The following is a 23,388-nucleotide window of genomic DNA, read 5'->3' on the forward strand; positions in this document are numbered from 1 at the left end:
AGATAGAATGGTAACAACAATAATTACTTTTATACTCGTCTTTAGCATTTTAGTTATTTTCCATGAATTTGGGCATTACTATTTTGCTAAAAAAGCGGGTATTTTGGTAAGAGAATTTGCAATTGGCTTTGGCCCCAAAATTTTTTCTTACCGTAAAAATGAAACTACGTTTACTATTCGAATTCTGCCGATTGGTGGATATGTTCGAATGGCGGGATACGAAGAAGAAGCAGAAATTAAACCGGGTATGCCTGTCGGAGTTCTTTTAAACGAACAAAATGAAGTAACCACTATCAATACGTATAAGAAAAAACAGCTTTTAAAAGCAATTCCTTTAGAAGTTAGTGCAATCGATTTAGAAAAAGACTTGTATATTGAAGGGTATATGGCTGGTAATGAATCAGAATTTGTGCGTTATTCCGTAAAACGTGATGCCATGTTGATTGAAGAAGACGGAACAGAAGTCCAAATTGCACCGTTAGATGTTCAATTTCAAGCGGCTAGTTTACCTCAACGAATGATGACGAATTTCGCAGGGCCTATGAACAATATTATTTTAGCAATTGTTGCGTTTATCGTAATGGCTTTTCTGCAAGGCGGAGTTGTCAGTGACGCCAATAAACTAGGACCGGTTATGGCAGATAGCGTAGCTCAACAAGCTGGCTTGTCTGAAGGCGACCAAGTAGTCCAGATCAATAATAAAAAAATTTCCACTTGGACTGAAATGGTGAAGATCATTCAAGAAAGCCCCGGTCAATCTTTAATGTTTACTGTGAAGTCCTCAGATGGATCCAACAAGCAACTCGTTGTTATTCCTGAAACCACTAAAGGAAGTGATGGTTCAGAAATAGGGATTATCGGCGTACAAGCTTCTTTGGATAAATCTTTAGGAGCAAAATTATTATTTGGCTTCACTTATACTTGGACCGTGATTGTACAAATTGTTAGTGCTCTAGGCTCTATCTTTACTAAAGGCTTTTCTATTGATATGTTTGGCGGACCAGTAGCTATTTATGCAACGACAGAAGCGGTTGTTAAAACTGGGTATATTGGTATCGTTAATTGGTTAGCTGTTTTAAGTATTAACTTAGGAATTATCAATTTGCTGCCGGTGCCGGCATTAGATGGTGGAAAGCTGCTCTTGAATATCATTGAAGGGGTAAGAGGTAAGCCGCTAAGTCCAGAAAAAGAAGGCCTTATTACGATAATCGGTGTAGGAGCCTTACTGTTGTTAATGGTTCTGGTAACATGGAATGATATCCAAACTTATTTTTTGAAATAAGTAAAAAAGAGCGAGAATTGCTTTATAATTGAACGTACTAAAGGAGATAATGAATAATCATGAAACAATCGAAACTATTTGTGCCAACTTTAAGAGAAACTCCTAATGACGCAGAAGTGTTGAGTCATCAGTTATTATTAAGAGCGGGGTATATCAGACAAATTTCTAGTGGGGTTTATAGCTATTTGCCATTAGCTAACCGAGTGTTAGAAAAAATAAAAACGATTATCCGCGAAGAATTTGAAAAAATTGACGCGGTTGAAATGCTGATGCCGTCTCTTTTACCACGCGAATTATGGGAAGAATCGGGACGTTATGAAACCTATGGAGACGATCTAATGAAATTATCTGATCGTCACGGACGAGATTATTTACTAGGACCAACGCATGAAGAAGCTTTCACTGCATTGATTCGCGATGAAATAGCTTCTTATAAACGTTTGCCTTTATCGTTATATCAAATTCAAACAAAATTCCGTGATGAAAAACGACCACGTTCTGGGTTGTTAAGAGGACGAGAATTTCTTATGAAAGATGCCTATTCTTTTCATGACAGCTATGAAAGTTTGGATAAAACGTATTTGGACTTTGAAACTGCGTATACACGTATTTTTGAACGCTGTGGATTAGATTTTAGAGGGATCATTGGAGATGCTGGCGCAATGGGCGGCAGCGATTCGAAAGAATTTATGGCGATCTCTGATTCTGGCGAAGACACTATTGCTTATTCAGATTCAAGTGATTATGCCGCTAACTTAGAAATGGCCACTAGTTTTTATATGCGGAAGAAATCGCATGAAATTGAAAAAGAGCTGGAAAAAATTGCTACACCTGATAGTAAAACAGTGGAAGAAGTAGCAGCATTTTTGAAAGTAGAGACACGTGATGTGATGAAGAGTTTGTTGTTTATTGCAGACGGTTCTCCAATTTTAGTTGTTATCCGCGGCGATCATGAAGTCAACGAGGTAAAATTAAAGAACTTCTTACAGGCAGACTTTTTAGAGTTGGCTACAGATGAAGAAGCGGAAACCTATTTGGGTGTTAATTTTGGTTCGATTGGACCAGTTGGTGTTCATAAAGACATACGTGTATTAGGTGATGTGTATGTGCAAGATATGGCTAATGCGGTAACTGGAGCCAATGAAGCTGGCTACCATTACGTGAACGTTAACCCTGAACGCGATTTATCAGTAGAAGCTTATGTTGACTTGCGTTTTGTGCAAGAAGGCGAACTGTCCCCTGACGGACAAGGCGTATTGAAATTTGCTAAAGGAATTGAAATCGGACATATTTTCAAATTAGGTACTCGTTATTCTGAAGCAATGGGAGCGACTGTTTTAGACAAAAATGGACGTTCTATCCCTGTGATCATGGGTTGTTATGGAATCGGAGTCAGCCGCTTGCTTTCAGCTATTGCTGAACAACAAAGTGACGAAAGTGGATTGAATTGGCCGCGTCAATTAGCACCTTACGAGTTGCATTTGGTGCCGGTTAATATGAAATCTGCAGAACAAGTCAACCTATCAGAGGAACTATACCAGATTTTACAAGAAGCCGGATTTTCCGTTTTAATGGATGATCGTACAGAACGAGTAGGTGTCAAATTTGCAGATTCTGATTTGATTGGTTTGCCTATTCGGATCACAGTAGGTAAAAAAGCTGTAGATGATATCGTAGAAGTAAAAATCCGTAAAACAGGTGAGACTATTGAAGTGCGTAAAGACGAAATGGTCGCAACAATGGGGATTTTATTGAACCCTGAAAATAACTAATGAAAAAAAGAAAAGGGAGTTCATACAAGTACAGTATTTGTCTTGTCTGTACTTCCTTTGCTTTCTTTTTTTATGATAGATGAAGAATCACCGGCAATTGAAAGGAGTCGCTCATGAGTTTAAATCAAGAAGAATTATTTCACAAATTACTAGAACAAATAGGATTGGATCAAGCAGTCGAGTACCGGTCTTATTTTGAAAAAGCGCAAATTCAAAAAGTTACGGTGCATAAATTATCTAAAACATGGCATTTTCAATTTCAATTTGAAGATATTTTACCATTTGAGGTATATCAGTTATTATCTGAAAAACTGCAGCTTGCGTTTAATTCAATCGCTGCTATTGAAGTTTCCATTGTAACCTATAACCCTACTGTAACTGTCGAAAAGCTGGAACATTATTGGGCAACAGCAGTTAAAAAAAGCGGCGTTTCTTCTCCGCTCTGTGATCGGCCTTTTCAAGAACAGTTTCCCATGATGGAAGGGAAAAAAATTCTCTTTTTAGTAGAAAATGAAGTTGTAAAGAGTCATTTAGTCAATCAGTATTTGCCGCCTGTAGAACTTGCCTATCAAAAATTAGGTTTTCCAGCATTTAAAATAGAACCTATTATTGATGAAGTTATTCATGAACAAAAAATTACTGAATTCAAAGCTAAAAAAGAAGAAGCTGATGCTCTTTTAAGTATTCGTGCCAGCGAAAACTTGAAAAAAGCAGAGGAAGAAAAAAAACGCCATAAAGATATGGGTATCGAATCGGTCATGAAAGGACCAATTGTTTTAGGCCGTAAAATCACGGATAAAGAAGAAATAAAACAAATGGATCAAATTTTAGAAGAAGAAAGACGGGTTACAATCGAAGGATTTGTATTTGATGTGGAAATACGTGTGTTGCGTTCTGAACGCCAGCTGATGATTATTAAGATAACGGATTATACTTCTTCGTTTACGGTGAAAAAGTTTTCAAATTCACCAGAAGACGAAGCCGCTTTTGCCGCTTTGAAAAAAGGATTGTGGGTTAAAGCTCGCGGCAGCGTTCAAGAAGATAACTTTATGCGCGACTTAGTTTTAAATGCCCAAGATATTACTGAATGTTTTCATGAGGAACGAAAAGATACGGCAGCTGAAGGCCATAAGCGTGTTGAAATGCATCTACATAGCAATATGAGCACAATGGATGCCACAAATAATGTGACTGATTTAGTAGCTCAAGCCGCAAAATGGGGCCATCCGGCAATTGCTATCACAGATCATGCGGGCGCCCAATCTTTTCCAGATGCTTTCCATGCAGGACAAAAACATGGAGTGAAAATTTTATACGGTATTGAAGCGAACATTGTGGATGATGGGGTTCCGATTGCTTACAACTCCCAAAATATTGAATTGAGTGAAGCAACTTATATTGTCTTTGACGTAGAAACGACCGGTTTATCAGCTGTTTATAACAAAATTATTGAGCTATCGGCTGTTAAAATGTATAAAGGGAATGTAATCGAAAAATTTGAACAGTTCATAGATCCAGGACATCCTTTATCCCAAACAACGATTAATTTAACGGGTATTACAGATGATATGGTAAGAGGATCAAAAACTGAAAAAGAAGTGTTGCAATTATTTAAAGAGTTCTCTGATGAATATGTTTTAGTCGCCCATAATGCCAGTTTTGATATGGGATTTTTAAATACAAGCAATGTCCGGAACGGGTTACCAGAAGCTGATAATCCTGTTATCGATACGTTGGAGCTTTCCAGGTTTTTGCACCCTCAATTAAAAAGCCATCGCTTAAATACGTTGGCTAAAAAATATGGCGTCGCATTAGAGCAGCATCACCGAGCAATTTATGATGCGGAAACAACAGGCTATTTGTGTTGGCTGTTTTTAAAAGAAGCAGAAGAAGACCATGAAATAGTCAATCATAATCAATTAAATGACCGTATTGGAGAAGGAGATGCTTATAAACGAGCACGGCCTTTCCATGCAACCATTATCGCCACAACTCAAGACGGTTTGAAAAACTTATTTAAATTGATTTCGTTATCCATGACTCAATACTTTTTCAGAAGTCCGCGTATTCCGCGTTCAGAATTGATAAAATTGCGCGAAGGGTTGATTGTAGGTTCTGCTTGCAGTCAAGGAGAAGTTTTTGAAGCTATGATGCAAAAAGGGGTTGAAGAAGCAAAAAATAAAGCGAAGTTTTATGATTTTTTAGAAGTGATGCCAAAAGAAGTCTATGCACCTTTGATTGAACAAGAATTAGTCAATTCAGAGGCTGATTTAGAAGAGATCATTCGAAATATGATCCAAATAGGCGATGAATTAGCTATTCCAGTAGTTGCTACAGGGAATGTTCATTATTTGAATCCAGAAGATTACATTTACCGTAAAATTCTGATTAACTCGCAAGGCGGAGCTAATCCATTAAACCGAAGCGAATTACCAAAAGTTCATTTCAGAACAACTGATGAAATGCTTGCAGCTTTTGGCTTTTTAGGAAAAGAAACAGCTCATAAAATCGTTGTAGAAAATACGCAACTGATAGCAGAACGGGTAGAAGAGCTCACACCTGTAAAAACAGATTTATATACTCCGAAAATTGAAGGTTCTGAGGAAGAGATACGACAATTAAGTTACAATGAAGCCCATCGACTGTATGGTAATCCTTTGCCAGAGATTATTGAAAAACGGTTAGAAAAAGAGTTAACAAGTATTATTGGAAATGGGTTTTCTGTTATTTATTTGATCTCGCAAAAATTAGTGCATAAAAGTGTATCAGATGGTTATTTGGTTGGTTCCCGAGGCTCAGTCGGCTCAAGCTTTGTAGCTACGATGACAGGAATTACAGAAGTTAACCCAATGCCGCCGCATTACCGCTGTCCAGAATGTAAATATTCAGAATTCTTTACAGACGGCTCAGTCGGCTCAGGTTATGACTTGCCAGAAAAGAATTGTCCGCATTGTCACGTTAGGTTGCATAAAGATGGACACGATATTCCTTTTGAAACGTTTTTAGGTTTTAACGGAGACAAGGTTCCTGATATTGATTTAAACTTCTCAGGAGATTATCAAGCAAAAGCGCATGATTATACAAAAGTACTGTTTGGTGACGATTATGTTTATCGTGCAGGAACGATTGGCACAGTAGCTGACAGGACTGCTTTCGGTTATGTAAAAGCTTATGAACGAGACCAGAATTTAAGTTTGCGTGCAGCAGAAATCGATCGTTTGGCAAAAGGTTCGACCGGTGTTAAACGAACGACTGGACAACATCCGGGAGGTATTATTGTTATTCCGGACTACATGGATGTTTATGATTTTACTCCTATTCAATTCCCGGCTGATGCGCAAGATTCTGAATGGAAAACGACTCATTTTGATTTTCATTCAATCCATGATAATGTATTGAAATTGGATATACTGGGACACGATGATCCCACTGTGATCAGGATGCTGCAAGACTTATCCGGTATCGATCCAATAACGATTCCAACAGATGATCCAGAAGTGATGAAAATATTTGGCGGAACAGAGGTATTAGGTGTATCACCTGAACAAATCCAATCCAAAACGGGTACATTAGGTATCCCGGAATTTGGGACACGATTTGTTCGAGGAATGTTGGAACAAACAAAACCAACGACCTTTGCGGAATTGCTGCAAATTTCTGGGTTATCACATGGTACGGACGTTTGGCTGGGTAACGCAGAAGAACTGATTCGCGAAAACAATATCCCTTTGTCTGAAGTAATCGGTTGTCGTGATGATATCATGGTTTATCTAATGCACAATGGCGTAGAAGACGGATTAGCTTTTAAAATCATGGAATCTGTCCGTAAAGGAAAAGGTATTCCTGATGATTGGCAGAAATCGATGCGTAATGAAAAAGTCCCAGAATGGTATATTGATTCTTGTTTGAAAATCAAATACATGTTCCCTAAAGCTCATGCTGCGGCGTATGTTTTGATGGCTTTGCGGGTTGCATATTATAAAGTGCATTTTCCTATTTTGTATTATGCTGCTTATTTTTCTGTACGGGCAACAGATTTTGATTTGGTTTCTATGTGCCAGGGAAAAGAATCCATTAAAGTAAAGATGAAAGAAATTACGGATAAAGGCTTAGATGCTTCAACGAAAGAGAAAAACGTTTTAACTGTTTTAGAGCTAGCGAATGAGATGGTAGAACGAGGCATGACCTTTAAAATGATCGATTTGGATAAATCAGATGCTACAGACTTCGTTATTGATGGCAACTCCTTAATTGCTCCTTTCAGAGCTGTTCCAAGCCTAGGCGCAAACGTAGCTAAGCAAATCGTTGTAGCTAGACAAGAAAAACCGTTTTTATCTAAAGAAGATTTAAGTAAGCGTGGAAAAGTATCAAAAACTGTTATTGAGTACATGAATGAAAATGGTGTTTTGAAAGGTCTGCCTGATGAAAATCAATTGTCGTTATTCGATTTGTTTTAATAAAATAACAAGCGGATTAATTGGAGAAGGCTGATGGTTAAAAGCTTTCATCCATTAAATAAAAGCTGTGTTTCTAAACGGTTTTGTTGCTTATCTGTCATTTTTATGTTATTCTACTAATGTATTTAGATAACTTGGTAAAGAGTGAGCGGCGACGCTCACTCTTTTTCGGCAGTCAGGTATATGTATCTAAAAGGAGGCGGTATAAGTGACAAGTGTGGTTGAAACGGTTAGTGAAATTGTCCAACCCATCGTTGACGACTTTCAATTCGAATTAGTTGACATAGAATTTGTTAGAGAAGGCAAAAATTGGTTTTTACGTGTATATATTGATAAACCGACGGGAATTGATCTAGAGGATTGCGCATTAGTCAGTGAGAAAATCAGTGAAAAAATGGACGCGATGAATCCTGATCCAATTCCTCAAGCTTATTTTTTGGAAGTTTCTTCACCAGGAGCTGAAAGGCCCTTAAAAAAAGAAGAAGACTACACGAATGCTATTGGCGAGTTTATTCATATCTCGTTATATGAATCAGTGGATGGCGAAAAAGCTTATGAAGGAACGTTAAAAGAAGTGACAGAAGATACGTTAATTTTAGCTGTCCGAATCAAAACACGCGTAAAAGAAATTGAATTTGATCGTAAAAAAATTGCTAAAGCTAGATTAGCAATCCAATTTTAAATTAAATGGCAAGTGGACAGGAGAGAAAATGAAATGAGCAAAGAAATGTTGCATGCTCTTGATATTTTAGAACAAGAAAAAGGTGTAGCTAAAGAAATCGTAATTGAAGCTTTAGAAGCTGCATTAGTTTCTGCATATAAAAGAAATTATGGACAAGCGCAAAACGTTGAAGTCGAATTTGATATGAAAAAAGGCGACATGCATGTGTATGCTATAAAAGAAGTCGTTGATGTTGTATTCGACTCGCGTTTAGAAGTCAGCATGGAAGAAGCTTTAGATATCAATAAAGCTTATGAATTAGGCGACACGATTCGTTTTGAAGTGACTCCAAAAGACTTCGGTCGCATTGCAGCACAAACAGCAAAGCAAGTTATTATGCAACGTGTTCGTGAAGCAGAAAGAAATATTATTTATAACGAATTTATTGCCTATGAGAATGATATTATGCAAGGAATCGTTGAACGACAAGATCACCGTTATATCTATGTCAATCTTGGAAAGATTGAAGCGGTCTTATCAAAACAAGAACAAATTCCTAATGAAGTATATAAACCACATGACCGTATCAAAGTTTATGTCACTAAAGTTGAAAATACATCAAAAGGACCCCAAATTTTTGTTAGCCGCAGTCATCCAGACTTACTAAAACGTTTATTTGAACAAGAAGTTCCAGAAATTTATGATGGAATTGTTGAAATCAAATCAGTTGCACGTGAAGCTGGTGATCGTGCCAAAGTAGCCGTAATGTCTAGAGATGAAAATATTGATCCTGTTGGAACGTGTGTCGGGCCTAAAGGACAACGTGTTCAAGCGATAGTAAATGAATTAAAAGGTGAAAACATGGATATCGTTGAGTGGGACGCTGATCCAGCTACTTTTATCGCCAATGCTTTAAATCCTGCTCAAGTTGTTAATGTGACATTCAATGAAAAAGAAGGCAGCTGTGTTGTCGTCGTTCCTGATTATCAATTGTCTTTGGCAATTGGCAAACGCGGTCAAAATGCGCGGTTAGCTGCAAAATTAACAGGTTATAAAATTGACATCAAATCAGAATCAGATATGCAAGACGCTCTTGCTGCTGAAGAAGAAGCAGGTCTGGTAGAAACTGCAGATTATGCAGAAAGCCTGGAAGAAACACTCAGTGCAGAACAAGAAAACAGCATCACAGAAGTCATTGACTCAATTGAAGATCAAGAAGATTTTGCATCTGATCTTAGAATTGATGACGATGTGGAAGAAGGCGTCTTAGATCCAGAAGAAGCTGAAGAAATGATAGAACTAGCAGAAGACGAAGATCATGTCGAAGAATAACAAGAGGTGAACTAGATGCAAAAACGTAAAATACCAATGCGCAAATGTGTTGTTTCCAATGAAATGAAACCTAAAAAAGAGATGATTCGGATCGTGAAAAACAAAGAAGGCGAAATTAGTATTGACCCAAGTGGCAAAAAACCAGGACGTGGAGCTTATGTATCTATTGAACCTGTTGTTGTTCAACTTGCTTGGGACAAACATCTTCTGGACCGTACTTTTGAAACAACTTTAGATGATGCGTTTTATCAGGAATTACTTGATTATGTAACTCACCAAAAAGCGCGGATGAGCTTATGAACCAAGACCAAAAAGTGTTAAATCTTTTGGGCATGGCTATGAAAGCTGGGAAACTAGTTACCGGAGAAGATTTGACTTTAAAAGAAATTAGAAAAGAACAAGCTAAAGTTGTTCTTGTTGCTGTAGATGCCAGTGAAAAAACGAAAAAGAAAATCTCGGATAAATGTCGTCATTATCAAACTCCATTCGTTGTTCATTTTACAAAAGCAGAATTAAGTCAGGCAATCGGAAAAGACCGTACAATATGTACAACAACGGATAATGGCTTTGGGAAGAAGTTCCGGGAATTATTAATAAATTAACGGAGGGTGATAACATGGCTAATTTGCGTGTGTACGAATATGCAAAAAAACACGATATTCCTACTAAAAAGGTAATTGAAAAAGCCAAAGAGTTAGGAATCGACTATAATAGTCACATGTCTTCCATGGAAGACAAACAAGTTGCGATGCTAAATGATACATTTGCTGCAAACAAGAAAAGGAATTCACCTAATATGACAAAACAAGAAGAAACACAAAAAAATACAACACAAAAAGGCGGTAAGAGTATAGTAAATAAAAAGAATCAATCCAATAAACCAACAACACCAACCACTAAACCAACACAAGGCAATAAACCTGCTGCAAGTAAAAAAACAGCACAACCAGCAGCTAAACCAGCTGATAAAAAAGTGAATACAGTTGCAAAACGGACCACTAACCCTGTTGAACAACGGACAACTACTGCTGGGCCAGGCGGAAATAAACGAGGAGGTTACCGCGGTTCTCAAGGAACTCACGGCGGTTTCAATAAACGTAAGAAAAAAGGGAAAAAAGGCGAAACAAAACCAGTTGCACCACCAGTGCCGCGTAAATTTAAAGAATTACCAGAAGTATTGGTTTATTCTGATGGCATGACAGTGGCGGATATTTCTAAAAAGATCTATCGGGAACCGGCTGAAATCATCAAAAAACTTTTCTTACTAGGAGTCGTAGCTACTTTAAACCAAAGCCTAAGCAAAGATGCAATTGAATTACTTGCTGCGGAATATGGGATAGAAGCAGAAGAAAAAGTTGAAGTAGATGTTTCTGATTTAGATGTTTATTTCGAACAAGAGAAAAGCGAGGCACATCTTGCTACTCGTCCGCCTGTTGTAACGATTATGGGACATGTCGATCATGGGAAAACGACTTTGCTGGACTCATTAAGAAATACAAAAGTTAGTTTAGGCGAAGCAGGCGGTATCACACAACATATCGGTGCTTACCAAGTACAATCTAATGGAAAAACAATTACTTTCTTAGATACACCAGGACATGCGGCGTTTACAACCATGCGTGCTCGTGGAGCAGATGTCACAGATATCACGATTATTGTTGTGGCTGCTGATGATGGCGTTATGCCGCAAACAGTTGAAGCGATCAATCACGCTAAAGCGGCGGAAGTACCCATTATTGTAGCGGTAAATAAAGTTGATAAGCCTACTGCTAATCCGGAACGTGTGATGCAAGAATTAACTGAATATGGCTTGATTCCAGAATCATGGGGCGGAGATACCATATTCGTTGAAATTTCTGCTAAATTCGGACAAAATTTAGATGAGTTGTTAGAAATGATTTTATTAGTGGCTGAAGTCGAAGATCTAAAAGCTGACCCTAAACGTTTGGCAATAGGATCAGTGATAGAAGCTCGTTTAGATAAGAGCAAAGGACCGATTGCTACTTTACTTGTACAAGAAGGAACATTGCGTGTAGGTGATCCAATTGTAGTTGGGAACACTTATGGCCGAGTGCGGGTCATGGTTAATGAATTAGGCCGCCGTGTTAAAACAGCCGGTCCTTCTACCCCTGTAGAAATTACTGGTTTAAATGCAGCTCCTCAAGCGGGCGATCAGTTTGTTGTCTTTGAAGATGAGAAAACGGCACGGACTGTTGGAGAAACTCGTGCTCAAAAAGCTATGGCCAGCCAACGTTTAGCTACTAATCGTGTAACATTGGACAACCTCTTCTCAAGTTTAGAAGAAGGCGAATTAAAAGAAGTCAATGTTATTATAAAGGCAGATGTGCAAGGTTCTGCTGAGGCGTTATCTTCAAGTTTACAAAAAATTGAAGTAGAAGGCGTCCGTGTTAAAATCATTCATACGGCTGTTGGTGCTATCAATGAAAGTGACATCACGTTAGCTGCTGCAAGTAACGCGATTATTATCGGATTTAACGTACGACCAACTCCTCAAGCCAAAGAACAAGCGGAACAAGAAAAAATCGATATCCGTCTTCACCGGATCATTTATAATGCGATCGATGAGATTGAAACAGCTATGAAAGGGATGCTGGATCCGGAATACGAAGAACAAGTTACTGGACAAGTCGTTGTTCGTGAAACATTTAAAGTATCGAAAGTTGGAACAATTGCAGGTGGATTTGTAACAGAAGGACACATTTCACGCAACAGCAGCGTTCGCTTGATTCGAGACAATATTGTTATTTTTGAAGGCGAATTAGCAAGTTTGAAACGCTTCAAAGACGATGCGAAAGAAGTCAAAAAAGGTTTTGAATGTGGCTTTATGATTAAAGACTACAATGATCTTCAAGTAGACGATGTAGTTGAAGCATATGAAATGGTTGAAATTAAACGCAAATAATTGTTCTTTTTAAATTTAATTCTTGATAAGTAAAGGAAGCGAGGGATACATCATGGCAAACTTCAGAACAGGACGAGTAGCACAAGAAATCCAAAAAGAAGTCAATGATATTTTAATTAAACGCGTAAGAGATCCGCGTGTCGCCGATGTTACGATTACAGAAGTTAAAGTAACAGGAGATTTACAGCAGGCAACTATTTATTACAGTATTTTATCTGAAAAAGAAAAAGATCTTGAAAATGTTCAAATGGGATTAGAAAAAGCATCTGGACTAATCAGAAGAGAATTAGGACAGCGTTTAACGCTTTATAAAACACCTGAATTAAAATTTGAACGAGATGAATCTGTCTTATATGGCAGCCGAATCGACGAATTATTGCGGGATTTAAATAAAGAATAAGGTAAAAAAAGACAAAGCGAGAAGATCGCTTTGTCTTTTTTTTGGTGCGCCCGGCATGGGTGATAACTTGGTGGTGAAAGTCCACTACAGGCTTTGCAGTAGGAACTGTTAGCGAATAGCAAGGGTGTCCCCCGTGAGGAGGAATCTGAAGGAAGCTGGACGCAAACACTCGCACTGACGAACAGAAATCTCATACAAGGCTGACTGGAGATGGACGAGCTTGCCAAATAAAGTGAAGTCCTATACTGCACGAATCTCCTACAGTAAATGAGGCAGTGACATGAGTGGAAGGTTATCATTCTTACCCGGGGAGGTCTCACTAGCGGCAAACACCGTAGTAACAACGAATAGTGAGAAGTCAGCAGATGCCATAGTAGGAGAACGCCGTTCTCTGAAGGGCAGAACAATAATAATCTTGAAGAAACAAGGAGGTGAAGTCACTACAAAATCGCAGAAAACATCGTGGTAAAGACCGAAAAGATGGCTTCTTACAAAGGGACAAGCTGGAAGCGAAAGAGTATGTAAGAGCGCGTAGTAGTGACAGCATGGAGATGAAAGAACAAGATGGTATCACGTTAATAGATAAAGTCATAGAGAGTGGTAATCTATGGCAAGCGTATGAAAAAGTACGAAAAAATAAAGGAGCTCCAGGAATAGATGGTATCACGGTCGAAGAGCTAGAGGACCATATGAAGAAATATTACCCAACGTTAGTACAGAAACTAAAGGACGGTACGTATAAACCTCAACCTGTTCGAAGAGTGCCCATACCAAAACCAGATGGTTCTAAACGTTATTTAGGTATTCCAAGTGTACTTGATAGAGTTGTTCAACAAGCTATTTTGCAAGTTATCGACCCAATGATTGACCCCTATTTTTCAAATAATAGTTTTGGTTTCCGTAAAGGTAAAAGTGCCCATCAAGCCATACAAAAAGCGGAAGAATATTATGAAGAAGGGTATAGAATAGTGGTCGATTGCGATTTGAAAAGTTATTTCGATACCATCCACCATCAAAAGCTTAGAGCCTATTTAGAAGAATTTATCCAAGATAAAGTTGTATTAAAGTTAATCTGGAAATTTCTTCGCTCTGGGATATTAGATAAAGATATCTATATCGAAACAGATAAGGGGGCACCGCAAGGTGGCCCACTGTCACCTTTACTCGCAAATGTATATCTAAACCAACTAGATCGAGAACTAGAAAGAAGAGGGCATAAATTTATTCGTTACGCGGATGATTTCGTTATCTATGTTAAAAGTCAGCGTGCTGGTGAAAGAGTCATGGAGAGTGTTACTGAGTATATAGAAAAAGATTTACGACTAACAGTAAATCAAAAGAAAAGCAAGGTGACCACTCCAACAAAAGCGAAGTTTTTAGGATTCCATATTATGAACCACATGGGAAAGTTGGATGCCGACCTGCTAAGTCGGCACAACGAAGATTCAAAGACAAACTTCAAAAACTAACTAGTCGTAAACGACCAGGAACTTTCCTGAACATTGTAAAAGAGATTAATCAAGTTACCGTTGGTTGGATTAATTATTATGGTATCAGTTATATGAAAACCTTTATAGCAGAAACACAATCCTGGTTAAACCACAGGCTTCGGCAACTTATCTGGAAACGATGGAAGAAAGTTAAAACACGTTATACTATGTTAAAAAGATATGGTATCCAACATGATGACGCATTAAAATTAGCTGCTTCTCGAAAAGGGTACTGGAGAACATCCAAAAACCACATTATTCATACAGCTATAACAAAAGACAGACTCATAAAGTGGGGATTAAAAGATTTATCCCAACTGTATGCGTCTGCCCAAACAAGATACTCAAGTTATTGAACCGCCGTATACCGAACGGTACGTACGGTGGTGTGAGAGGTCGGAACCGTAAGGTTCCTCCTACTCGTTTACAGTAGGGTATTATAAGTTGTTTTGCATTCACTGTCTAGCGTTCAAGCCCTGACCTCTCGTAAAAAAGAGGACTAAAAGGCCTAAAGTCACGCTATGCGTGCTTTATACTAGTCGACTTCTACGCTGCATTTCGCATACCGTAACCGTGTAAACAGCTAAAGCTGGAAGTCTTCCAGCAATTGCGCAGTATGCTCATTTGCTGGTGCTTTAAGAGATTCATCTCTTAGAATGCCAGTATAAGGCGATGAAAGAAGCGTTGCTCCACAAGTCGTATTTCCTATTTTTACGGAGGGCAAGATGGGTTTGTCCCGCTTTTCTTGTTCGGGTTGCTAGGTAGAAAACAGAAAATCTGTTATACTTTAATGGTTCATAATGATAGGAGGCAGTCGAGATGACTTTATATTCATATATTGGAGTTGAAAAAGTGTTACCTACACATGCTCCAGAAAATTCAAATACCGTAGCATTAATTGCGCGTGATACCTTAGATCCAGGAGTAACAGATGAAATGGTATTAAGCTACATTCAAAACCAAACGCAAGATGCTTCCATTACGATGGAACAAATCGAATTCTATGATACAGAAGCAGAAATTGTAGGAACTTTTGAGATTCTTGAAGAAGTAAAAAAAGGAGCAATCTTAAAGCATTTTAATTCTCCGTTTGTATACCAAACCTCTGATTTTCCTGTATGGGAACCGATTGAGAATGATACAGAAGTGCCGGAAGGTTTTACGACAGCAAACGTGATGGAGTACCTTAAAATGATGGATGACGCACGTGCAGTAAACGCTACGCAACAACAAGGTTTGCTGTATGTCTTAAATAACTGTTTTGAAGACACGAATAAAGTAGAACTTTATAGTTGTTGGGATGGTGAAGAAACAAAACGCGAACAATTCCGACGAACTGTGAAATGGGAAACAGTTAAGGAAAATCCTTTATTATTAGAAATGCGCGAAAAAGAGTTTATTGTGATTGAAAAGTAAATGACTCGTAACGAAAAACGGCTGCCTTTCAAAAAGAAAGGCAGCTTTTTTTCGTTACGAGAATCAGTCTACAAGGTTGTGGATTTTATTTCTTCTAAAACAGCTACTAATCTTAGACATAGCAGCCCAAAGTTCAGTGAACTGTCCGACTGCAGGTTGAACTGATTTTGGTAATAGTGAGCTAGCGGTTTTTTGCAGTTAGGTAATCATAATACAGTTCTTCTTCAATCATTGAGAGAAAAGAAATAATAGTAATCTCGTATTTCTCTTGTTCCTCTTTTGATAATTGAACAGTTGAATCTGACACAATTTTAATTAATTTCATTTGGACTTCTCTTCAATAACATTTATAAACTATTTTACTGCTTTTTCCTTCAGGTTTTCTAGAAAATTTACTCCATCTTGTGCATTAGAAGCTTTAGTTTTGCACAAGATTCTCTTAGGTATTTTCGCGAAACTTTGAAATATGGTATACTGATAAAGTTAAAAATGGAAAGTAGGGATCTAATATGGAAGGTATTCTCCCATTATGGAAAGAACGTGGCATGACAAGTCATGACTGTGTATTTAAATTGCGTAAAATATTAAAAACAAAAAAAATTGGCCATACGGGCACATTAGATCCAGATGTAGACGGAGTCTTGCCTATTTGCATTGGAAATGCTACAAAAGTTGTTGAATACATGATGGAGACGGGTAAAGGCTACATCGGTGAGATTACATTAGGTTTTTCTACCACAACAGAAGACAGCAGTGGGGACATTGTAGAACAGGTTCAAATGAATGAAGTACCGTTAGTAACAGCAATCGATCAAGCGATGGCCGCGATGGAAGGTACTATTCTTCAAACGCCTCCTATGTTTTCGGCAGTTAAAGTGAATGGAAAACGGTTATATGAATATGCACGAGCTGGTGAAACTGTGGAACGTCCGAGCAGAAAAGCGACTATAAAACGGTTTATCCGTACTTCTGAGCCTGTGTTAGATGAAGCAGCGCATACGGTTTCTTGGCGATTCGAAGTGGATTGCGGCAAAGGGACATACGTTCGTACATTGGCGGTTGATTTAGGCCTAGCCCTTGGTTATCCAGCGCATATGTCTGATTTAACACGCATCTTAAGCGGCACCTTTAAAGCCAGCGACTGTTTGACGCTAGACCAAGTTGCTGAAAAAGCAGCTAACGGTACCATTCAAGAAGCGCTATTTCCATTAGAGTATGGTCTGAAAGAACTCGCTTCCACTCATATCGATCAAGCGTTATGGGATAAAGTCAAAAATGGAGCTGTCCTGCCTTTAGCTGCTTTTGGAGAACAAACCGATTTTCCGGTAGTAGTCATGTACCAAAATCAAGCATGGAGTATTTACGATAAACACCCAACTAAAGAAAACCTTTTAAAACCAGTCAAAGGTTTACGTAAATTTCAATAAAGGAGTTTTTTAATCATGGAAATTATAAAATTGCACCATCCTTATACACAAGATCAAATTCCAGCAGGAGATGTTGTACTGGCACTTGGTTTTTTTGATGGTGTTCATAAAGGACATCAAGAAGTCATAGGCAGAGCAAAACAAATAGCTGCAGAAAAAAAATACAAATTAGCAGTGATGACGTTTAATCAGCACCCATCAATTGTTTTCAAAAAAATTGCGGTGGAAGATATGCTTTATTTATCAACAGTTGAAAAAAAACAAGCGATGATGGCTGAATTAGGAGTAGACATTTTATATGAAGTTGATTTTACATCTGCTTTTGCAGCTTTAAAACCACAACTATTTGTAGATCAATACATTGTAGGATTACATGCCAAAGTAGTAGTAGCCGGTTTCGATTATACTTATGGCAAAAAAGAAATTGCTTCAATGGAACAGTTGCCCAGTTATGCTGATGATCGATTTGAAATTGTAGTAGTTGAAAAACAAATGAATGAAGAATCGAAAATTAGTTCAACTCGGATTAGAAAATGTTTAGATAGCGGGAACATTGAAGAAGCTAATGGTTTACTTGGATATATTTACGAAACTGCTGGTCGAGTTGTTCATGGAGATGCGCGTGGACGTTTACTCGGGTTTCCAACAGCCAATATTGAAGTAACAAAGAATGTGCGTTTACCTCGTGTAGGTGTCTATGCAGTAAAAATCCGTGTTGGAAAAAAATGGTTTTTAGGAATGGCTTCTATCGGTCACAACATCACATTTGAAGCCAATCGGCCTTTAACGGTCGAAGTCTATATTTTGGATTTTGAACAAGATATTTATGGAGAAAAAGTAACAGTTTTGTGGCACCATTATTTAAGAGATGAATTAAAATTTGATTCAATGGAAGCATTGATCGAACAGCTAAAACAAGATGAACTAGATACCCTGAACTATTTCAAATAAATTGAATAAAGTATCTTTAAAAAACAGCGACGTTAGTGTGTAGTGGCTGTTTTTTTACTAGAGTAAGGGTTTTATAAATTTTTTTGCCTTTAATTAAAAACGACGTTACTTGATAGGGTATGGAAATGAAAATAAAACGAACAGGAAACAAGAACGCCTTATTTCGAAAAAGAAGAATTATAAAAATTGAAGTTAAATCGTTGACAATTCACTGCATATTTGGTAAATTAATACTTGTGTTAGCACTCTTTAGTTCCAAGTGCTAAAAAAGAGGTGATGCAATATGTTAACAGAAAGGCAAATTCTCATACTAAAATCCATCATAATTCTCTACACAAATTATGGAACACCAATTGGTTCTAAAACATTAATGACAGAAGCGGGTTTGGAATTTAGTTCTGCTACGATTCGGAATGAAATGGTTCATTTGGAAGAATTAGGTTTTATTGAAAAAACGCATTCTTCATCAGGGAGAATTCCTTCAATTAAAGGGTACCGTTTTTACGTCGACCATTTGATTCATCCGATGGAAATCCAAAAGAAAGACTTGATGACAATTAAAAACTCATTTAGTAATGATTTCCATCAGTTAGATGAAATTGTTGTCCAATCTGCGGAAGTTCTTTCACAATTAACTAGTTACACAGCTATTTCTTTGGGACCTGAGTTAAAGGAAAGCAAATTAACCGGGTTTCGTCTCGTTCCTTTGAATGAACACCGTGTAATGGTTATTTTAGTTACTGATAAAGGACACGTAGAAAATCAAGTTTTTTCTTTACCAAGAACCATTCAACCAAGTGATTTAGAAAAAATGGTGAATATTTTTAATGAACAGTTAGTAGGCCATACCTTGATAGAGGTATTTCGAAAGCTGGAAACTGAAATCCCTATACTAATTAATAAATACGCTAAATCAACAGCAGGAATCGTCACGATTCTGGACAATATCATTCTTCAAGCCGGTCGTGATCAAATACACGTAGGAGGCCGAATGAATATGTTGGATTATTCCATGGGATTAGGCGTTGAAAAATTCAAATCTATCTATTCATTAATGGATGACCAACATGATTTAGCTCATTTATTGACTCCTCACCATGATGGAATCGAAGTTAGGATTGGCCAAGAACTAGATGAAGATTTGCTCAGCGAATTCAGTTTGATTACGGCAGGTTATCACGTTAGAGGTTATGGAACAGGATTGATTGCTTTATTGGGGCCTACCAGCATGCCTTATTCAAAAATGATTAGTTTAGTGGATGTATTTAGAAATGAGCTTTCAAAAAAAGTAATGGACTATTACCATTCAATGGAAGACTAATCAAAAAGGAGTTATAGACAATGACTGAGAAACAAAAAGAAACAGTAAATGAAGAAGTGGTTGACGAAGCTGTTGAACTGAATAAGCAGCCAGAAAACTCAAAAGAAGCCAGTGAAGAAAATCAAGTAGATGAAGTAACACAATTAAAAGCAGATTTAGCTGAAAAAGAAGACCAATATTTGCGTCTACAAGCTGAACTGGCTAATATACGTAAACGCAATCAAAAAGAAAAAGAAGATGCTGCAAAATACCGTTCGCAATCTTTAGCAACAGAATTATTGCCAGTAATCGATAATCTAGAAAGAGCGCTAGCAATTGAAGTGACGGATGAAGAAGGACAAAATTTGAAAAAAGGGCTAGAAATGGTCATGGATTCTTTCAAAACGGCATTAGAACATGAAGGAATAGAAGTCATTGATCCTTTAAACCAACCTTTTGATCCTAACTATCACCAAGCTATTCAAACCGCTCCTTTAGAAGAAGGGCAAGAAGCCAATACAGTTGTAAATGTATTTCAAAAAGGTTATTCTTTAAAAGAGCGTATTCTAAGACCTGCAATGGTCATTGTAGCTCAATAAATTAATTAATTAGTTGTTAAAAATTAAAAAACTAAAAAATGTAAGAGAGGTAATATATTATGAGTAAAATAATTGGTATTGACTTAGGTACAACAAATTCAGCAGTAGCTATTTTAGAAGGCGGAGAAGCAAAAATTGTTGCAAATCCAGAAGGAAATCGTACAACTCCATCTGTTGTGGCATTTAAAAATGGAGAAATGCAAGTAGGAGAAGTAGCTAAGCGTCAAGCAGTCACAAACCCGCATACAATCAGCTCAATCAAACGCCATATCGGAGAAGCAGGCTATACGGTTGATGTTGAAGGGAAAAAATATACACCTCAAGAAATTTCAGCAACCATTTTACAATATTTAAAAGGTTATGCTGAAAGTTATTTAGGAGAAAAAGTAGACAAAGCTGTTATTACTGTTCCTGCTTATTTCAACGATGCACAACGTCAAGCAACTAAAGACGCTGGTAAAATCGCTGGTTTAGAAGTAGAACGTATCATCAATGAACCTACTGCAGCAGCGCTAGCTTACGGTTTGGATAAAACAGACAAAGAAGAAAAAGTTCTTGTATTTGACCTTGGCGGTGGTACATTTGACGTTTCTATCCTTGAATTAGGCGATGGCGTTTTTGATGTTCTTTCAACTGCTGGAGACAACCACTTAGGTGGAGATGATTTTGACGAAAAAATTATTGCTTATTTAGTTGAAGAATTTAGAAAAGAAAACGGTATTGATTTATCAAAAGACAAAATGGCTGTTCAACGTTTGAAAGATGCTGCTGAAAAAGCTAAGAAAGACTTATCAGGTGTATCTTCTACGCAAATCAGCTTACCATTTATTACAGCTGGTGAAGCTGGTCCATTGCACTTGGAAATCAACTTAACACGTGCGAAATTTGACGAGTTAACTTATGACTTAGTAGATCGTACGAAACAACCCGTTCGCCAAGCTTTAAAAGATGCTGGAATTTCTGCTTCAGAAGTAGATGAAATTATCTTAGTTGGAGGTTCTACACGTATTCCAGCTGTTATAGAAGCTGTACGTAAAGAAACTGGAAAAGAACCAAACAAATCAGTTAACCCAGACGAAGTTGTAGCAATGGGAGCTGCTATTCAAGCAGGAGTGCTTACTGGAGATGTAAAAGACATCGTTTTACTAGACGTTACTCCTTTATCATTAGGAATTGAAACAATGGGCGGCGTATTCACAAAATTAATCGACCGTAACACAACGATTCCTACAAGTAAATCACAAGTCTTCTCAACAGCAGCAGACAATCAACCAGCTGTAGACGTACACGTTTTACAAGGTGAACGTCCAATGGCAGCAGACAACAAAACTTTAGGTCGTTTCCAATTGACAGATATTCCTGCAGCACCGCGTGGAATCCCTCAAATTGAAGTTTCGTTTGATATCGATAAAAATGGTATTGTTAACGTGCGTGCTAAAGACTTAGGTACTCAAAAAGAACAAACAATCACAATTAAATCTTCATCTGGTTTAACTGATGAAGAAATCGAACGCATGGTTAAAGATGCTGAAGCTAATGCTGAAGCCGACAAAAATCGTAAAGAAGAAGTAGACTTACGCAATGAAGTAGACCAATTATTGTTCCAAGTAGACAAAACTTTAGGAGAACTAGAAGGAAAAGTAGACGAAGCTGAAGTTAAAAAAGCCGAAGATGCTCGTGATGAACTAAAAGCTGCAGTAGAAGCAAATGATTTAGAAGCAATGAAAACTAAACGTGATGCTTTAAATGAAATTGTACAAGCTTTGACCGTCAAACTTTATGAACAAGCAGCTCAAGCACAAGCTGAAGCTAATCCTGAAGGTGCACAAGCCGGAGAAGATGATGTCGTTGATGCTGATTTTGAAGAAGTAGACGACAACCAATAATCAACAAATTGGATGATGAAGTAAAAAGCCAAGGCAAAATGCTTTTGGCTTTTTCTTCTAGATATGCTATGCTCATAAAGGCTAATTGGAGTGTAGACTGAAGATAAACAGTATCTTTTGTGACAATGGAGGGAAATCATGGCAAAAAGAGATTATTATGAGGTATTAGGAGTTTCGAAAAGTGCGACAGATCAAGAGATCAAAAAGGCATATCGTAAGCTTTCTAAACAATACCATCCAGATATTAATAAAGAAGCAGATGCAGATGAAAAATTCAAAGAAATCTCAGAAGCATATGAAGTTTTGAGCGATGCAAACAAGCGAGCTGCTTATGACCAATACGGACACGCAAGTACTGATCCAAACTTTGGAGCTGGTGGCGGCGGTTTCGGTGGTGGCTTCGGAGGCGGCGGCTTTGGCGGCGGTGGTTTCGAAGATATTTTTGAATCCTTTTTCGGAGGCGGTGGGCGTTCAGCTAACCCTAATGCTCCACGTCAAGGAGAAGACCTTCAATATCGGATGGACTTAGAATTCGAAGAAGCTGTTTTTGGAAAAGAAACAACTATTCAATACAACCGAGAAGATGAATGTGGAACTTGTCATGGAGAAGGTTCGAAGCCTGGCACCCATCCTGTTACTTGTACAAAATGTCATGGTTCTGGTACGCTTAATGTGGAACGCAACACACCGCTTGGCCGTGTGATGACTCGCCAAACCTGTGATGTGTGTAACGGAACAGGAAAAGAAATCAAAGAAAAATGTCCAACTTGTCATGGTTCTGGACGTGTGAAGAAAAGACATTCTGTTAAAGTAACGGTACCAGCCGGTGTTGAAGATGGAAACCAAATGCGCTTAAATGGACAAGGCGAAGTGGGTAAAAATGGTGGACCTTATGGTGATTTATATGTGGTTTTCCATGTGAAACCGAGTGACTTATATGATCGTGAAGGTTCAGAAATTTACTATGAGTTACCTATTAGTTTTATTCAAGCCGCTTTAGGGGATGAGATAGAAGTACCGACAGTTCATGGAAAAGTTAAACTGAAGGTTCCAGCTGGAACCCAAACAGGAACTAATTTCCGTTTAAGAGGCAAAGGAGCACCGCGACTAAGAGGAACTGGTAACGGGGATCAACATGTCACAGTTAAATTGATCACTCCAAAAGACTTGTCTAATAAGCAAGTAGACATCTTACGCGAGTTTGCAAAAGCTAGCGGGATTGAAGTAACGGAACAAGAAGAAAGTCTTTTTGGAAAAGTAAAAGATGCTTTTAAAAAAGATCGAAAATAAACAAATTAAAGAAAGAAAAACCTAAGCATTTTTGCTTAGGTTTTTCTTTAGGAACAAGTCGACCTCTGCTTAGTGTAAAATTTTTGGTGGTAGAGAATTTAAAACATTCAAAGCCGAACAATTCTTGTTTTTTTATGAAATTGACAAAAAAAGAGGAAAGTCATTACAATACAATTATAGGTTCGTACGCCTAAATATAATC

Annotated in this window: 19 protein-coding genes; 18 read left to right on the top strand and 1 reads right to left on the bottom strand. The window is 37.8% G+C overall.

Annotated elements, in window-relative coordinates:
- Positions 1–7: 7 nt before the first annotated feature.
- The 12 genes from rseP to BR87_RS01845 all read left to right on the top strand — a co-directional run bounded on the left by rseP (position 8) and on the right by BR87_RS01845 (position 15,733).
- Positions 8–1,282, top strand: a complete 1,275-nt coding sequence (gene rseP, locus BR87_RS01795) for an RIP metalloprotease RseP (protein ID WP_035027981.1) — start codon at positions 8–10, stop codon at positions 1,280–1,282.
- Between the two features lie 59 nt (positions 1,283–1,341).
- A complete protein-coding gene (locus BR87_RS01800) occupies positions 1,342–3,054 on the top strand; it encodes a proline--tRNA ligase (RefSeq protein ID WP_035027984.1) in 1,713 nt (570 codons plus the stop codon).
- A 113-nt stretch (positions 3,055–3,167) separates the two neighbouring features.
- Positions 3,168–7,511, top strand: a complete 4,344-nt coding sequence (locus BR87_RS01805) for a PolC-type DNA polymerase III (RefSeq protein ID WP_035027987.1) — start codon at positions 3,168–3,170, stop codon at positions 7,509–7,511.
- Positions 7,512–7,719: 208 nt separating this feature from the next.
- A complete protein-coding gene (gene rimP / locus BR87_RS01810; protein ID WP_035027990.1) occupies positions 7,720–8,193 on the top strand; it encodes a ribosome maturation factor RimP in 474 nt (157 codons plus the stop codon).
- 33 nt (positions 8,194–8,226) lie between these two features.
- A complete protein-coding gene (nusA, locus tag BR87_RS01815) occupies positions 8,227–9,504 on the top strand; it encodes a transcription termination factor NusA (protein ID WP_035027993.1) in 1,278 nt (425 codons plus the stop codon).
- 15 nt (positions 9,505–9,519) lie between these two features.
- Entirely contained in the window at positions 9,520–9,804 is a 285-nt protein-coding gene (gene rnpM, locus BR87_RS01820) for an RNase P modulator RnpM (protein WP_035027996.1), read from the top strand.
- A complete protein-coding gene (locus BR87_RS01825) occupies positions 9,801–10,106 on the top strand; it encodes a L7Ae/L30e/S12e/Gadd45 family ribosomal protein (protein WP_035027998.1) in 306 nt (101 codons plus the stop codon). The genes rnpM and BR87_RS01825 overlap by 4 nt, the downstream gene beginning before the upstream one ends.
- A gap of 14 nt (positions 10,107–10,120) precedes the next feature.
- Positions 10,121–12,427, top strand: a complete 2,307-nt coding sequence (gene infB / locus BR87_RS01830; RefSeq protein WP_035028001.1) for a translation initiation factor IF-2 — start codon at positions 10,121–10,123, stop codon at positions 12,425–12,427.
- 52 nt (positions 12,428–12,479) lie between these two features.
- Positions 12,480–12,827: a 30S ribosome-binding factor RbfA gene (gene rbfA, locus BR87_RS01835; RefSeq protein WP_035028004.1), complete on the top strand. Its 348-nt coding sequence runs from the start codon at positions 12,480–12,482 to the stop codon at positions 12,825–12,827.
- Between the two features lie 431 nt (positions 12,828–13,258).
- On the top strand, positions 13,259–14,296 hold the full coding sequence (ltrA, locus tag BR87_RS01840; RefSeq protein ID WP_244877016.1) for a group II intron reverse transcriptase/maturase: 1,038 nt from the start codon (positions 13,259–13,261) through the stop codon (positions 14,294–14,296).
- Positions 14,297–14,322: 26 nt separating this feature from the next.
- A complete protein-coding gene (locus BR87_RS13290) occupies positions 14,323–14,673 on the top strand; it encodes a group II intron maturase-specific domain-containing protein (protein ID WP_244877061.1) in 351 nt (116 codons plus the stop codon).
- 463 nt (positions 14,674–15,136) lie between these two features.
- On the top strand, positions 15,137–15,733 hold the full coding sequence (locus BR87_RS01845) for a hypothetical protein (RefSeq protein WP_035028005.1): 597 nt from the start codon (positions 15,137–15,139) through the stop codon (positions 15,731–15,733).
- Positions 15,734–15,914: 181 nt separating this feature from the next.
- Here BR87_RS01845 and BR87_RS12985 read toward each other — a convergent pair whose 3' ends face one another.
- A complete protein-coding gene (locus BR87_RS12985; RefSeq protein WP_156959064.1) occupies positions 15,915–16,058 on the bottom strand; it encodes a DegV family protein in 144 nt (47 codons plus the stop codon).
- A gap of 184 nt (positions 16,059–16,242) precedes the next feature.
- Between BR87_RS12985 and truB the strand changes: the two genes are divergently transcribed.
- The 6 genes from truB to dnaJ all read left to right on the top strand — a co-directional run bounded on the left by truB (position 16,243) and on the right by dnaJ (position 23,186).
- A complete protein-coding gene (truB, locus tag BR87_RS01850; protein ID WP_035028008.1) occupies positions 16,243–17,160 on the top strand; it encodes a tRNA pseudouridine(55) synthase TruB in 918 nt (305 codons plus the stop codon).
- Between the two features lie 15 nt (positions 17,161–17,175).
- A complete protein-coding gene (gene ribF, locus BR87_RS01855; RefSeq protein WP_035028011.1) occupies positions 17,176–18,111 on the top strand; it encodes a riboflavin biosynthesis protein RibF in 936 nt (311 codons plus the stop codon).
- A gap of 283 nt (positions 18,112–18,394) precedes the next feature.
- Complete coding sequence (gene hrcA, locus BR87_RS01860; RefSeq protein WP_035028013.1) at positions 18,395–19,432, top strand: heat-inducible transcriptional repressor HrcA; 1,038 nt, start codon at positions 18,395–18,397, stop codon at positions 19,430–19,432.
- 20 nt (positions 19,433–19,452) lie between these two features.
- Complete coding sequence (grpE, locus tag BR87_RS01865; RefSeq protein ID WP_035028014.1) at positions 19,453–20,010, top strand: nucleotide exchange factor GrpE; 558 nt, start codon at positions 19,453–19,455, stop codon at positions 20,008–20,010.
- A gap of 59 nt (positions 20,011–20,069) precedes the next feature.
- Entirely contained in the window at positions 20,070–21,896 is a 1,827-nt protein-coding gene (gene dnaK / locus BR87_RS01870) for a molecular chaperone DnaK (RefSeq protein ID WP_035028016.1), read from the top strand.
- A 138-nt stretch (positions 21,897–22,034) separates the two neighbouring features.
- A complete protein-coding gene (gene dnaJ / locus BR87_RS01875) occupies positions 22,035–23,186 on the top strand; it encodes a molecular chaperone DnaJ (RefSeq protein WP_035028019.1) in 1,152 nt (383 codons plus the stop codon).
- Positions 23,187–23,388: the final 202 nt, after the last annotated feature.

Source organism: Carnobacterium mobile DSM 4848 (assembly GCF_000744825.1).
GTDB classification, from domain to species: domain Bacteria; phylum Bacillota; class Bacilli; order Lactobacillales; family Carnobacteriaceae; genus Carnobacterium_A; species Carnobacterium_A mobile.

Coding starts and splice junctions, on each gene's coding strand:
- BR87_RS01845 (WP_035028005.1), top strand. CDS start 15,137: ATGACTTTATATTCATATATTGGAGTTGAAAAAGTGTTACCTACACAT.
- BR87_RS12985 (WP_156959064.1), bottom strand. CDS start 16,058: ATGAAATTAATTAAAATTGTGTCAGATTCAACTGTTCAATTATCAAAA.
- grpE (WP_035028014.1), top strand. CDS start 19,453: ATGACTGAGAAACAAAAAGAAACAGTAAATGAAGAAGTGGTTGACGAA.
- BR87_RS01805 (WP_035027987.1), top strand. CDS start 3,168: ATGAGTTTAAATCAAGAAGAATTATTTCACAAATTACTAGAACAAATA.
- nusA (WP_035027993.1), top strand. CDS start 8,227: ATGAGCAAAGAAATGTTGCATGCTCTTGATATTTTAGAACAAGAAAAA.
- rnpM (WP_035027996.1), top strand. CDS start 9,520: ATGCAAAAACGTAAAATACCAATGCGCAAATGTGTTGTTTCCAATGAA.
- ribF (WP_035028011.1), top strand. CDS start 17,176: ATGGAAATTATAAAATTGCACCATCCTTATACACAAGATCAAATTCCA.
- dnaJ (WP_035028019.1), top strand. CDS start 22,035: ATGGCAAAAAGAGATTATTATGAGGTATTAGGAGTTTCGAAAAGTGCG.
- infB (WP_035028001.1), top strand. CDS start 10,121: ATGGCTAATTTGCGTGTGTACGAATATGCAAAAAAACACGATATTCCT.
- rbfA (WP_035028004.1), top strand. CDS start 12,480: ATGGCAAACTTCAGAACAGGACGAGTAGCACAAGAAATCCAAAAAGAA.
- truB (WP_035028008.1), top strand. CDS start 16,243: ATGGAAGGTATTCTCCCATTATGGAAAGAACGTGGCATGACAAGTCAT.
- BR87_RS01825 (WP_035027998.1), top strand. CDS start 9,801: ATGAACCAAGACCAAAAAGTGTTAAATCTTTTGGGCATGGCTATGAAA.
- rseP (WP_035027981.1), top strand. CDS start 8: ATGGTAACAACAATAATTACTTTTATACTCGTCTTTAGCATTTTAGTT.
- hrcA (WP_035028013.1), top strand. CDS start 18,395: ATGTTAACAGAAAGGCAAATTCTCATACTAAAATCCATCATAATTCTC.
- dnaK (WP_035028016.1), top strand. CDS start 20,070: ATGAGTAAAATAATTGGTATTGACTTAGGTACAACAAATTCAGCAGTA.
- BR87_RS01800 (WP_035027984.1), top strand. CDS start 1,342: ATGAAACAATCGAAACTATTTGTGCCAACTTTAAGAGAAACTCCTAAT.